This is a genomic window from Mediterraneibacter sp. (assembly GCF_030825015.1).
Classification (GTDB): domain Bacteria; phylum Bacillota; class Clostridia; order Lachnospirales; family Lachnospiraceae; genus Mediterraneibacter.
On record NZ_JAPJQP010000022.1, the window covers coordinates 12821 to 27835 of the forward strand.

Consider the following 15015-nt stretch of genomic DNA (forward strand, 5'->3'; position numbering starts at 1 on the left):
GTAATCACCACCTTATGATTTGTTTTTGTCTTTAATACATCGTTCTTTATCTACTCTGATTTTTCTTTTTCCAGTCCGAGTTCTTTACTCAAACTTCTTGTCAAAAGAATTTCATCTGCATCCATCTCTGTCTCTATTTTCCTGCTTTTTTTCCCAAACCGTCTGCGGAGATTGCCCTGATCAAGGATCTCCTGTTCCGCTTCTTCTCCGATTACTGTAGTTGCCTGAGGCTGATTTTCCGTAATCCGTTTCACTTTCTTTTCAGGAACAGCTACTCCCACTTTCGGAACAGCTTTCACATAATAGTAGTATTCATCATCCTCAAACTGAACATTCTCCGTACGGGAATAATCCACAGAAAAGAAGAGTAATTCAAATACAAGCCCTGCCGCCGCTCCGAGAACTGCGCTCAAGATAATTTCGATATAAGATATATTCGTGCTCAAGATAACATTTCCTGCTGCTGAAACAACAACACAAACTGCCGCTCCTGCTGCCGACGCAATCTTCCATGAATGATCTACACCTCTTGTCCGAATAAAATTCACCACCAGAATACCAATCATCACTGTCATGACCATGAGCCACATTTCCTTACTTGCAAGCACCTGCTTCGTAAACCTCATCAGATTAACGGCTATTCCGGTTGCATCCGCTTCCTTCAAAACCGTAGCAGAAGCCTTCACATAATCCGCCATATAATAAGTAACAATTCCACAGGATGCCGGAACGATCCAAACCGGAGATCCGAGCAGTCCGAAAGCCACTGGAATTATAAAGGGAATCTTCAGGCTAAACGCAAGTCCTGAAAGCACTACCAGCCATGCCTTTTTCGGAGTAAACCGAAAATAAAAAATATACATCAAAATGAAAAAAACAAGCGCCACAAGAGCAATAGGAAGTGACAATGCATAAAAATGTACAAGTATCAACGCTGTTGCTGCCAAAACAGTCACCGTCATCGGAAGGAAAGTACAAATCACCGCCATTCCTAATGTACAAAAAACAGATGAAGCCGGTTTCATAAACCCAATATTAGAATTAATCGACCAAAACAGAACCAGCCCTGTCACAAACTGCAGCGTTTTCTGAATATATATGGAATATAATGCATAGATCCTCTGCAGTTTTTCTCTCCAAACAAGCAATGTACTCATGATTTGTTTATCTCCTTTTTATTGTTGATCTTTTCAATTTGTGAAAGATCTCTTAAATATTTTTTCACTCTTTGTTTCGCTTTCACATGCTTATTCTTATAAAAGCTTCCGGCCCCGATTCCATATGCGATCAGCAGCGACACATAAACGCCGACCGCAACCGCAGCAAAAATAAATAATTTGGCAAGGGTAAGACCTTCCATTATAGAATCGCCCCAGCCGAGGAACAGTACTGCCACTGCCAATCCGTAACCGATCGTAATCCAAATAAGCGTAATCCACGTATTTAAACTAGAATAATCTTTCTTATAATAACTGCTGATTTTAAGATCTTCTTCTCCATATTTTTTTTCATAAATAGCAGCCCGAGTCATCAGACGTATTTTCCTTTTATCCAACATGACGTATTTCTCGTCCTCCTATGTATTTTCCAAAATCTATATACTATATTCTAAATACAGTAAATAATTACATATGTATGATTATTATACCATATGTTTAAATACCTTGTCCAATGCTTATAGTCAAAAAGTAAACATTTTGCACTCCTGCCTTTTTCAATATTTTTGCAGCTTGCTCAAGAGTTGCTCCGGTCGTATATATATCATCAATCAAAAGCACATTTTCCGCAGGTTTCCACTCTTTTGAAACAGAAAAAGCTCCTCTAAGATTGGCCATCCGTTCCTGTCTGTCAAGCTGCTTTTGCGCCGTTGTTTTTTTCGTTCTGAACAGAACGTCTGACGCATACGGCACTCCTGTTTTTTCTGACAGATACCTTGCCAAAATTTCCGCCTGATTGTATCCTCTTTTTCTCCGCCTAGACTGATGTAAAGGGATAGGAATCATTTCCTCTATTTCCCATTTTTTAATTTGATCTGTATAATATTTGGCCATCTCTCCTGCAAACACCTCTCCCCAACTGCGTTTATTCTTGTACTTAAATTTATAAACAGCAGTTGAAACCGGTTCTTTATGGAGCCACAAGCTTCGCCCTTGAGTAATACATGACGCCTTTTTTTCACAGTCAAAACAATATTCTTTATCTTCATCCCTGATTGGTTTCCCACATCTCATGCATCTTGGCTGACTAACATACACTATCTTTTTTTTGCATTCCGCACATATTCCTTCTGGAGAGATCTCCCCGCAAAAAGGACAAACCTTTGGATAGAGAAGATCTAAAATTCTCTGATATACTCTGCCAAACTTGTATATCGTACCTGCTCGTTTTTGTTTTGTATCATCTCTTGAAATACCGTTTCACTCCCTACGATCGTCAAACATTTCTTTGCTCTTGTTACGGCTGTATACAATAAATTTCGGTTATAAAGAAGCTTAGGTCCGGGCAGAAGCGGAATGATCACCGCCGGATATTCGCTTCCCTGAGACTTATGTACCGTAATCGCATATGCCAATTCCAATTCTTCCACCATATCAAACCCATATTTCACTTTGCGTGAGTCATCAAACTCCACTTCCATTGTTTCTGTATATTCATTTATCTCTGTAATAACACCCATATCTCCATTAAACACACCGGTTCCTTTATCTACCGTCAAGCCAAATTTCGTCGATACTTCCCACTCAAGCTGATAATTATTTTTCACCTGCATTACTTTATCGCCCTCTCTGAACAAACGCCCGTTAATCTCCCGCTGAGCCTTCTTCGGCTCTTCCGGATTTAAATATTTCTGCAGGATTACATTCAAACGTTCCACTCCGAGAAGTCCTTTTCGTGTCGGCGTCATAACTTGAATTTCCCTTTGCCCGGCGCCTACATACTTCGGTAGTTTTTTCTGAATAAGCATAATCACAATTCCTATGATCGTATCCGCATCCTGCCTCCGCAAAAAGAAAAAATCCTTACTTTTATTATCTAAAATCACAGGTTCTCCGGCATTGATCTTATGTGCGTTTACAATAATATCGCTCTCCCCCGCCTGCCGGAAAATACGGGTCAAAGTGACCACATGAAACCGATCAGATGCAATAATATCTTTTAAAACACTTCCCGGACCTACAGACGGAAGCTGATCCACATCTCCTACGAGAATCAGTCTTGTTCCCGGCACAATCGCCGACAAAAGAGCATGCATTAACGTCAGATCAACCATGGACATTTCATCAATGATGATCACATCTGTCTCAAGAGGATTCTGACGATTTCTCAGAAATCCGCCTGTACTTTCCGTCTCTTCCGGATTCACATTCACTTCTAAAAGACGATGAATCGTCTGCGCTTCATACCCTGTCGCTTCTGTCATTCTTTTTGCAGCCCTTCCTGTAGGCGCCGCCAATAAAATACTCATACCTTCGCTTTCAAAGAAACGAATCATCGTATTAATCGTCGTCGTTTTTCCCGTTCCCGGGCCGCCGGTCAATACGAGCAGACCATGTTTGATCGATTCGATCACAGCAATATGCTGCTTTGGATCCAGTTGAATTTCTTCTGCCTGTTCTACTTTTCGCAGGCGTCTTTCCATAAGGTCTTCCGGCATATTACAGTCTATATTTAAATCATGAAGCATTTTCGCTGTATTCAGTTCCATATAATAATAATGGGCAGGATAGATTCTGATCTCATTTTTGCTTCCATCAGTCCATTCTTTCATAACCGTCTTCTTCTCTATACACAAATCCATAACATGCTTTCCGATATCTTCAATTTCCACTTCCAATAGAATTCCTGCCCGCCGCAGCAATTCATCCTGAGGAAGATAAATGTGACCTTCACTTACCGCCTGCTGAAGCGTATAAAACAATCCACTTTTGATCCGATAGTCAGAATCGGTATGTATTCCGATGCGGGCCGCAATCTCATCCGCAGTGCGAAATCCAATCTCTTCAATATTATCTGCCAGTTCATACGGATTTTTTTCCATAACTTTGTATACACGCATTCCATAATACTGATATATCTTTGCAGCTAGCTTCGCAGAAATTCCATACTTTTGAAGATAGATCATCGCTTTTCTCAAATCTTTTTTATCTTCCATTTGTGCTGAAATCTCTCTTGCCATACGCTCACTAATCCCTTTGATCTCAGCAAGACGTTCCGGTTCTTCCTCTATAATTCGAAACGTATCCTCCTTGAACTTCTTAACAATCCGTCCGGCAAGTGCAGCGCCAATCCCTTTGACCGCACCGGAACCGAGATATCTCTCAATCGACACCAAATCCTCCGGCTCTTTCGCGACATGTGACATCACTTTCAACTGAGTCCCATACACACTATGGTTCACATACTCTCCCGTCACTTCCAGCAATTCTCCTTCTGTTATATAATTAAAATTACCGACACAAGTCACTTCACCGTCGTCATTTTCCAAATGAAACACTGTATACCCGTTTTCTGCATTTCGAAACACGATGTGTCCTACATATCCCGTAACTTTTTCCACAGCACTTTCCTCTTTTCACTATCCTTTTTCACAATTCTGACTTTCCCGTACACATTATAACAGGGATGTGCCATACTGCTCACATCCCTGCCCTTTCTCTCTCTTTGTCAAATTGAATTTTTCTATCAGACTTCTTTTCGTCCACTCATAAATTCAACAAACTGACCCGTCCCGATTGCGACAACTTTCATCGGATCCTCCGCTGTCATCGTATTAATGCCTGTCCGCTCTTCAATCAGTTCCTCCAAACCGCGAAGCATTGATCCGCCGCCTGTCAAAACGATTCCCCGGTCAAGTATATCCGCCGACAGCTCCGGCGGTGTCTGTTCTAAAACCGCAATTACAGCCTCCACAATCTGTCCGGTGGCCTCCCTCAAAGCCTCCTCTGTTTCTGACGAAGTTACCGTAACCGTTTTCGGTAATCCGGTTACAAGATTTCTTCCCCTAACTTCCATCGTCTCCTCTTCCACAAGAGGATATGTTGTTCCTATCTTTATCTTTATATCTTCCGCAGTTCTTTCACCAATCAGAAGATTATGTTTTTTACGCATATAGCGAACGATCGCCTCGTCAAAATCATCTCCCGCAACTTTGATCGATGTATTTACAACTGTACCTCCCAGTGAAATCACCGCTATATCCGCAGTACCTCCGCCGATGTCTACGATCATATTTCCACACGGTTTTGCAATATCAATTCCAGCTCCGATGGCAGCCGCTACCGGTTCTTCAATCAAATGGACTTCCCTTGCCCCAGCCGCATAGGTCGCTTCTTCTACTGCTTTTTTCTCCACTTCTGTAACGCCGCTCGGCACACAGATGCTGATCCTAGGTTTTTTAAATGTTCTCTTGCCAAGAGATTTCCTGACAAAATACTTAATCATCTTTTCTGTTACCGTATAATCTGAGATCACACCTTGTCTGAGAGGACGTACCGCAACAATGTTGCCCGGCGTCCTTCCAAGCATCAGCCTTGCCTCTTCTCCTATTGCTTTGATCACATTCGTATCTCTGTCAAATGCAACAACTGAAGGTTCTTTTAAAACGACTCCCTTGCCGCGGACATAGACAAGCACACTGGCTGTTCCCAAATCTATTCCGATATCTACCGACATATTCTATTCTCCCTTCTAAATCTTCATACTCTTTTCCCGCCAATGTTTTCAACCCCTTCTGAAAACATCTGTATCTCTCCCCGCACGGGTCTTATCATCAACACGTAAACAGATTGATCGATTCCCCTTCCAACCAATCTGCATTCTTAAGTATAATCGACTCAGTTAAAAATGAAAACCCCTTTTTTTATTACCCGGCAGTTTTTTACTGATTTTTTATAACTTTTCCAATTATCTTTTCTACTACAGCATCTTTTTTATATATTTCCCCGTATACGAATTTTCATTCTCTGCCACTGCTTCCGGTGTTCCAAACGCCACAACTGTACCGCCGCGGTCTCCTCCTTCCGGTCCAATATCAATAATATAGTCTGCTGTTTTTATAACATCAAGATTATGCTCAATCACAATCACCGTATTCCCGTCTTCTGCCAAACGACGCAAAATCTCTGTCAGCTTATGCACATCTGCAAAATGCAATCCTGTAGTCGGCTCATCCAAAATGTACACAGTTTTTCCTGTGCTCCTCTTACTAAGCTCTGTTGCCAGCTTAATACGTTGCGCTTCACCACCTGATAATTCTGTGGAGGGCTGTCCTAAACGGATATAAGAAAGTCCGACATCATTTAATGTCTCTATCTTCCTGCGGATACTCGGAACATGAGCAAAAAATTCCAAAGCCTCTTCTACTGTCATATTCAGGACATCATAAATCGTTTTCCCCTTATATTTCACTTCCAAAGTCTCACGATTGTATCTTTTTCCTCCACAAACTTCACAGGGAACATATACATCCGGCAAAAAATGCATCTCTATTTTCAAAATACCGTCTCCTGAGCACGCTTCACACCGTCCGCCTTTTACGTTAAAACTAAACCGTCCCTTCTTGTATCCCCGCGCTTTCGCATCCGGTGTCGCCGCAAATAAATCGCGGATCAAATCAAACACGCCTGTATAAGTTGCCGGATTCGATCGTGGTGTACGTCCGATCGGCGATTGGTCAATATCAATCACTTTATCAACCTGATCCAGCCCTTCTATTTTCTTATGCTTTCCGGGAATTGTTCTTGCACGATTTAGATCTCTGGCAAGACGTTTATATAAAATTTCATTTACAAGAGAACTCTTTCCCGATCCCGAAACCCCTGTCACGCAAGTCATAACTCCGAGAGGAAATGCCACATCAATCTTTTTCAGATTGTTTTCCTCTGCTCCGATCACTTTCAGCCATCCCTTTGGCTGTCTGCGTTCCTGCGGTATCGGAATTTGAATTCTTCCGGACAAATACGCCCCCGTAATTGAATTTTTATTTTCCATGATTTCCTTCGCATTTCCGACAGCGACGACCTCTCCCCCATGCTCTCCGGCTCCGGGCCCGATATCTACAATGTAATCTGCCTCCAGCATCGTATCTTCATCATGCTCCACAACAATCAGCGTATTTCCAAGATCACGAAGATGCTTTAAGGTCGCAAGCAGCTTATCGTTGTCCCTCTGATGAAGTCCGATACTAGGCTCATCCAAAATATATGCCACTCCGACAAGTCCCGATCCAATCTGGGTCGCCAGACGGATTCTTTGTGCTTCGCCTCCGGAAAGCGTTCCGGTAGCTCGGGCAAGTGTCAGGTAATCAAGCCCTACATCCATAAGGAACTTGATCCGCGCTTTGATTTCTTTTAAGATTTGACCTCCGATAAGCATTTGTGTTTCGCCTAATACAAGTTCTTCAAGAAATTCCTGTAATTTTCCGATGGATAACGCCGTCACTTCCGCGATGTTTTTGCCGCCGACTGTCACCGCCAAAGCTCCCGGTTTTAATCGCTGTCCCTTACACGCCGAACACGGAGTGATATTCATAAAAGTTTCGTATTCTGCTTTCATCGTTTCGGATCCGGTCTCTCTGTATCTGCGTTCTACATTTTTAATCAACCCTTCAAACGCCACATCGTAAACGCCTTCGCCTCTCTGCCCTTTATAAAACACTTTGATCTCTTTACCGTTTGTACCATGAATAATTACATCGTGGACTTTTTTCGAATAATTTTCAAACGGAGTATCCAAATCAAAATCATATTCTCTGCTCAACGCTTCAAGAATCGCATGAGTAAAACTTGATTTATCTGTACACGACTGCCAGCCCATCACTGCAATCGCACCCTCGTTAATAGAAAGCGATGGATCTGGGATCATTAATTCTTCTGAGAATTCCATCTTATACCCAAGTCCGTAACAGTTCGGACATGCCCCGAACGGATTATTAAACGAAAAACTTCTCGGTTCAATCTCTTCAATACTAATCCCACAGTCGGGACACGAAAAACTCTGACTGAAATTCAGCATTTCTCCACCGATCACATCAACACTTAATAATCCTTCAGATAAATGCAGAACACTTTCTACCGAATCTGTCAGCCTTTTTTCAATTCCCGGCTTTACAATCAAACGATCCACAATAATTTCTATATTATGCTTAATATTTTTATCAAGCACGATTTCTTCCGTCAGCTCATACATATTTCCGTCTACGCGCACACGCACATATCCGCTCTTCTTTGCTCTTTCTAATAACTTTGCATGGGTTCCTTTTCGCCCCCTCACTACCGGAGCCAACAGCTGGATCTTCGTTCCCTCTTCCATTGCCATTATTTGATCGACCATCTGATCAACCGTCTGCTTTGAAATCGCTTTCCCACATTTTGGACAATGAGGAATCCCTACTCTCGCATACAAAAGACGAAAATAGTCATAGATTTCCGTTACTGTTCCAACCGTGGACCTCGGATTATGATTCGTTGATTTTTGATCGATCGAAATAGCAGGCGAAAGACCCTCAATACTATCTACATCCGGTTTTTCCATCTGTCCCAAGAATTGCCTTGCATAAGAAGACAGAGACTCCATATATCTTCTCTGCCCTTCTGCATAAATTGTATCAAATGCAAGGGACGATTTTCCCGAACCGCTCAGTCCCGTCAGAACAACAAGTTCATTACGCGGGATATCTACATCTATATTTTTAAGATTATTTTCATTTGCTCCCCGGATTTTAATATATTTCCGAGCATCCATTTTTGTACTCATAATCTACCTTATTTCCTCTCTGCAGTTACATTATTTCATTTAACACCTTTTTTAATTCTACTAATTTATCTCTTAGTTCTGCCGCACTTTCAAAATTCAATTCTGCCGCTGCTTTTTTCATCTGTTTTGTAAGATCAGCAATCAATTTTTGAAGTTCTTTCTCACTCATAGACTCAGGATCTTTTTCCAGTCTCAGCTCCTGCGCAGCTACTTTTTTAGAAATGCTGATTAAATCGCGTACAGATTTTTGAATTGTCTTCGGAGTAATACCGTGTTCTTCATTATATTTCATCTGAATCTCACGACGACGTTTCGTCTCATCAATCGCCAACTGCATCGACTCCGTAATTTTATCTGCATACATGATAACATGACCTTCTGCATTACGCGCCGCGCGCCCGATCGTCTGAATAAGCGACGTCTCTGAACGCAGGAATCCTTCCTTGTCTGCATCTAATATTGCAACAAGTGTGATCTCCGGAATATCCAATCCCTCTCTCAAAAGATTAATTCCCACAAGCACATCAAATACATCCAAACGCATATCACGAATGATCTCCGTCCGTTCCAATGTATCGACATCCGAATGCAAATATTTTACGCGAATACCTATCTCGCGCATATAATCAGTCAAATCTTCTGCCATTCGCTTTGTCAATGTTGTAACAAGAACTTTGTTCTTATTTCCAATCTCTTTATTTATCTCCCCGATCAGATCATCAATCTGACCTTCCACAGGACGCACGACAACTTCAGGATCCAGTAATCCCGTCGGGCGAATCACCTGCTCCGCTCGAAGAAGTTCATGCTCCTGCTCATAAACTCCCGGCGTCGCAGATACAAACAACGCCTGATTAATCTTACTCTCAAATTCTTCAAAATTCAACGGTCGATTGTCTTTTGCCGACGGAAGACGAAAGCCATAATCCACCAACGTAGATTTTCTCGACTGGTCTCCGTGATACATTCCTCCAATCTGCGGAATAGTTTTATGCGACTCATCAATCATTATAATAAAATCATCCGGGAAATAATCAATTAATGTATACGGCGGCTGTCCCGGACTCAGCCCCGCCAAATGTCGTGAATAATTCTCAATACCCGAACAAAAGCCTGTCTCTTTCAGCATTTCGATATCAAAATTAGTCCGCTCTGCAATTCTCTGTGCCTCTAAAAGTTTATCCTGATGCTTGAACTCTTTTACACGGTCTTCTAATTCCTGCTCTATATCATTTACCGCACGTTTTATATTTTCTTTATCTACTACATAATGAGACGCCGGGAAAATTGCCACATGAGATAATTCGTCTTTGATCTCACCGGTCAAAATATCAATTTCCGTAATCCGCTCAACTTCATCTCCGAAAAATTCAATGCGAACTGCCACATCGCTTTCATACGCCGGTATGATTTCCAACACATCACCACGGACACGAAATGTTCCGCGATGAAAATCCATGTCATTGCGATCGTACTGTATTTCAATAAGTTTTGCCATCACCTCATCACGATCTTTTATCATGCCAGGGCGCAAGGAAATTACCATGTTTTGATAGTCCACCGGGCTTCCCAAACCGTAAATACACGACACACTCGCTACTATGATCACATCCCGACGCTCTGTCAATGCCATAGTCGCAGATAAACGAAGCTTGTCTATCTCATCATTGATCGAAGAATCCTTTGCAATATAAGTGTCAGAAGAAGGAACGTAAGCTTCCGGTTGATAATAATCATAATAGGACACAAAGTATTCCACCGCGTTATTCGGGAAAAATTCTTTGAATTCTCCATATAGCTGGGCAGCTAACGTCTTATTATGAGCAATGATCAACGTTGGTTTATTTAATTGTGCAATGACGTTTGCCATCGTGAAAGTCTTACCGGAACCCGTAACACCCAGAAGGGTCTGGCATTGGTTGCCTTCTCGGAAGCCTTTGACTAGCTGATCGATAGCCTGGGGCTGATCGCCGGTTGGGGCGTATTCTGATACTAATTCAAAATGATCCATACGTTTCTCCTTTATATTCTGGTAGCTATCCAAGTTTTTCGAATAACTGGATTCTCCTTTACAATATTATTTTCTTTTTCTTCCGTCATTATAGCAGAATATAAAATAAAAGTACAGAACAAAATCGAATGTTTGTTCTGTTTCTTTATCCTGATATCTTCTGCATAACTTCGCTGTCTACTAATAAAACACCTCGCGCGTTTCGGCAACGATTTGTTGCCTTTATAATATTTTCTTTGTTGGGTTGCACACAAATCCATTTAAAGGAAAAATTGATATAATAGCAATGTTATCTTTAAAAATTTCAAATTTCTTATAAATGGAGGTATGTTCGTGTCTAATATTCAACTGGCATCCAATCTTCAACGGCTTAGAAAAGATCATCATCTTACACAAACACAATTCAGCAAAAAATTGAATATTTCACGGCAGGCGTACTCAAATTACGAAACCGGAAAGCGGATTCCCGATTTGGATATCATTATTCGCATCGCAAATATTTATCACATTTCTCTTGAAGATTTGCTTACACAGACTTGTTCAAAAGATGGGGTGATCAACGAAACTTCTGGTCCGTATTTTACAGCAATGGTTGTTGACAGCAGCGATACTATCTATTTGACAAAAGAAGAGATTGATCTGATCACACACTATCGGACTGCTGATACAGATGAACGTAAATTGACACAAAAAGTATTAGGATTCTAATTATACTTTTGCAGATATACAAAGGAACTGTCGTAACTGAGTTGATCTGCTCTCTTTCGAACGGACAAATAAAATAACAGATACCTGTTTCTTAGGAGAGGCGGTATGCTGGCCTGTTAAGAGGACAATAAAAAATAATAAATTTTGTATCGTCAGCCGAGTTATGACTGACGATATTTTTATTACCTTTTCTATTGGATTTATCTTACTTTTTCTAGACATGAAAATACCCCCATATAGGACTTTTATATTTCATTGTCCTATATGAGGGCAGCATATCAGCCTTCTTTTAATTCTCTATGTTTCTATTCTTTATATTCCGCCTTCCATTTCTTCAAGCTGAATATCAAACCAATCATAATCAGTGCAGCGATTGCCGTAAAAGTATACTGCCGCATGTTTGTATGATCTCCTGTTTTTACAGAAGTATTTGTATCAGATGGTTTTTTTTCATCTTTTCCCGATGAAGGACTTTGATTTAACTGCTTCTTATTAATCACCTGGATCTGAGTATCTTGAACTAATACACCTTTTGCCGCTTCTGTTTTTCCGTTATAAGTCGTGACATACTGATCTGTATTCGCTTCATTTTCCGTCACAACGTATCCTGCATTTAAAGGAAGATACTGCAGCGATATTTGTTGTCCGTGCATCAGTTTTATTTCAGCTTTTCCGTCAACAAATGTAAGTGTTCCATCGTCCGGTTTTTCCGCTTCTTTTTCAAATCCGTCTATAATACTTCCTATATAACTATACGTTCCGTTTACCGGATTCCCTGTTTCATCTTTTAATTGTATCGTAAATGTAAATGGCCTTGTTTTATCTCCATTTTCACCTGTAACTGTTTTACTCAAAGATAAATTCGGATACTTTGTATTCGTAAATAAAATCTTTTTTGTATCATTTTTAGGGATTTCTCCGATATTATCCGCAACATCAACTCTATATTTGTCTGTCTGCGCCTCTGTTATTTCATAATGTGCGCCTGCCGGAAGATTATTTGCCGTCACAGTCTGCCCGTCTTTCAAAGAAAACAGTGCAATACCTTCATGAAATTCTAAATCTCCATATACCCCGTTCAGATTTGTATGATACGGAAGGCGAAGTTCAAATTGAAATTCTTCCTGACAATTTTCCTCTCCAACTACTTCTTTCGTGATAGATAAACCGCCCACTTCATCAGCGCCTATCGGAACTGCAGCCGACACTGTCGCATTTCGAATAACGGCTCCAACCATGTTTTGAAACTTTTTCCCATTTACTTCTACATCCCCCATAGGAGCATATTGCTTAAATTCTTTCATCCAAATAAATTCTGCTTTAATTGTAAATGTTTCTTCGGTTGTCGGCTTATGATCTGAAACCAATTCGTATTCTTCATTTCCATATACATATGTCAGGTTATCACACATAGCAGTCATACCCTTCGGTAATTCCAAACGATATAATCCATTATATTCTAATGGCTCGATTATCTGCAAGACTCCACTGTGCCAATACCCGTCTTTCGGATTATATGTAAATTTCAGATCACCGGATAAATGTACATCTTGAAGAGACGGCTCATAATTCAACAAACCTCCTCTTTCCGAATAAATATCCAAAACTTTCGCTAATGCATCATGCTCCAGACTTTCTAAAGTGTTATCCTCTATTCCATATTCTGTCAACAATTTCCAAACTGCATTCTGCGTGGAATTATATGCCTGTTCTTCTGTCACAAAATATGAACTTGAATAAAATTTTGCAAAAACTTCCAGCGGTGTCTCATTCTCTCCTGCTGACGACATGCAATATGCAGCTTTATAAAATGGCATCGCAGTAATATCTGAATATGTAACTCCGTTCGCTGTCTGTCCATCCGGGTATAATTTTCCGACTTCTATAATAAAATTTTCCAATACAGCTAAATGCTCTTCATCATTTGCCTCCCAATCCTTATATGTAAAGGAGTGATGACCTAACTGCGGAAATGCTGTCTGCAGCACAGGTGTGGGAATCAGCATTTCATTAAACTGACTTTCCGTCGGAGTACGCAGTTCCGAATCATCTACTGTTGTGTAAAGACGTTCCCCATTATATGGGTATCCCGCGTAGAGCAATTTTGACAACCTGCGCATACATTCTTCATAATCAGCCTCGGAATTAAACTGCTCTGAAGTCAAATAGCCTTCTGTATATTCCGGAACCTGCACATCCCCCATATCTTCCGTATAATGAGGCCAATGACGCTCATTATTCATACAAAACAACGTAATTTTTTCACCCGGATACGCCGGATCTTCTATGTAATGAATTCCACCTTCAAATATAATGGGAAGCCCTTTTTCACTCGCTGTTATTTCTTCTGCTTTTTCAACAGAACTATTTTCTCCATCTACTTGTAATAAACTTTGTACTGCCTCTTCTGGTTGAAATCTTTTCTGCGGAACGATTGTAATCTGCCTGAAATCTGTATAAATTTCTTTTTCATTTACAGCAGATGCCGCTTGATACTCCACACGATAGACCGAACCAGCCTTTTCTGAAAGCAATACGTTTGAACCGTCATATTCATAATTCTCATCTGTTTCGCATATTACATTACTAACCTCTACCTGTAAGTCTTCTCCCTTCGGACTCACAGCAGTGACACCCTGCAACAAATCGATTGTCTGATTTTCTTCGACTTCTAGTGGTTCTGTACCTGTGAAAACAGGAGTTTCAGCAAATACATGCGCAGAAAATGACAAAATCATAGTAACAATTAAGAGCAGCGAAACAACGGAGGAAAACAATTTCCTGTGTTTTCCATATTGTTTTAAATTCATCCCCTATTATCCTTTCTATATTTTTCTAATTTATTCATCCTATTCCTGTAAAAATAAACTGCTCTTTGTCTATCCTCCTCTCCGTCAATTAATCGGAACTCTAAAATCGCACAAATTCCTCCCTCACCACAATGTATACACACAACAATATGTAAATCCAGTGCCAGTCCCTATCAATTTTTAACAGTTTTCAGTATAATTATATATTATATTTGATACTGGACAATTTATCAACACTTTTGGAAAGATTTAATAAACATTTTAATATAATTGCCATTTTCTTCGACACTTTTTACTATTTTTGTTTCATAATTATTTTTTGACGAACAGAGCAATCCTTATCCCCTTTATACATGAGCCTTAACATCTAAATCGGATTTTACGAAATCTCATATCCCGCAGAGAATCAAAAAAATAGAAAGAACGCTGCCTTATTTACTCATTATCATCGTTGCCCTTTTCCTTGACTTGCTTGTGTCTTTGTGATACACTAACACACATAAAACTAGAAGTGAGGTGAAAAGATGATTAACTTTTCTTGCAAATAAATTGGAATATACAGTGATACTTTGTTTTACAGTACCATTGTACCCATTGCAAGAAAGTTAAAGGTCTATTCACTCGATATATTGCGGTTGTATCACTCTTGATATAGGTGGTGCTATTATGCTATGACGAGAGGGTGTCGCAAAATCATCAGATTAGATGATTGAGCGATGCCCTCGCTCTATA

At 40.4% G+C, this 15015-nt stretch carries 9 protein-coding genes; 1 reads left to right on the forward strand and 8 read right to left on the reverse strand.

Going from position 1 to position 15015, the window contains the following annotated elements:
- Nucleotides 1-50: 50 nt before the first annotated feature.
- From RCH61_RS08560 to uvrB, 7 genes are all read right to left on the reverse strand, one after another.
- A complete protein-coding gene (locus tag RCH61_RS08560; RefSeq protein ID WP_306480437.1) occupies nt 51-1157 on the reverse strand; it encodes a hypothetical protein in 1107 nt (368 codons plus the stop codon).
- Nucleotides 1154-1558 (reverse strand): hypothetical protein, encoded by a 405-nt coding sequence (locus RCH61_RS08565; protein WP_306480438.1) that lies wholly within the window; start codon nt 1556-1558, stop codon nt 1154-1156. Before RCH61_RS08565 ends, RCH61_RS08560 begins: the two co-directional genes overlap by 4 nt.
- Before the next feature lie 97 nt (nt 1559-1655).
- A complete protein-coding gene (locus RCH61_RS08570; RefSeq protein ID WP_306480445.1) occupies nt 1656-2282 on the reverse strand; it encodes a ComF family protein in 627 nt (208 codons plus the stop codon).
- A 53-nt stretch (nt 2283-2335) separates the two neighbouring features.
- On the reverse strand, nt 2336-4558 hold the full coding sequence (gene recD2 / locus RCH61_RS08575) for an SF1B family DNA helicase RecD2 (protein WP_306480439.1): 2223 nt from the start codon (nt 4556-4558) through the stop codon (nt 2336-2338).
- 125 nt (nt 4559-4683) lie between these two features.
- The gene (locus RCH61_RS08580) at nt 4684-5673 is read right to left on the reverse strand and encodes a rod shape-determining protein (RefSeq protein WP_306480440.1); all 990 of its coding nucleotides are present in this window, start codon (nt 5671-5673) and stop codon (nt 4684-4686) included.
- Nucleotides 5674-5916: 243 nt separating this feature from the next.
- Nucleotides 5917-8754 (reverse strand): excinuclease ABC subunit UvrA, encoded by a 2838-nt coding sequence (uvrA, locus tag RCH61_RS08585; protein WP_306480441.1) that lies wholly within the window; start codon nt 8752-8754, stop codon nt 5917-5919.
- 25 nt (nt 8755-8779) lie between these two features.
- Nucleotides 8780-10765: an excinuclease ABC subunit UvrB gene (gene uvrB / locus RCH61_RS08590; RefSeq protein WP_306480442.1), complete on the reverse strand. Its 1986-nt coding sequence runs from the start codon at nt 10763-10765 to the stop codon at nt 8780-8782.
- Between the two features lie 327 nt (nt 10766-11092).
- Between uvrB and RCH61_RS08595 the strand changes: the two genes are divergently transcribed.
- Nucleotides 11093-11473 carry a helix-turn-helix domain-containing protein gene (locus tag RCH61_RS08595; RefSeq protein WP_306480443.1) on the forward strand — a complete coding sequence of 127 codons (381 nt, stop codon included), beginning with the start codon at nt 11093-11095 and terminating at the stop codon, nt 11471-11473.
- 305 nt (nt 11474-11778) lie between these two features.
- Here RCH61_RS08595 and RCH61_RS08600 read toward each other — a convergent pair whose 3' ends face one another.
- Nucleotides 11779-14283, reverse strand: a complete 2505-nt coding sequence (locus RCH61_RS08600) for a DUF7601 domain-containing protein (protein WP_306480444.1) — start codon at nt 14281-14283, stop codon at nt 11779-11781.
- Between the last annotated feature and the right edge of the window lie 732 nt (nt 14284-15015).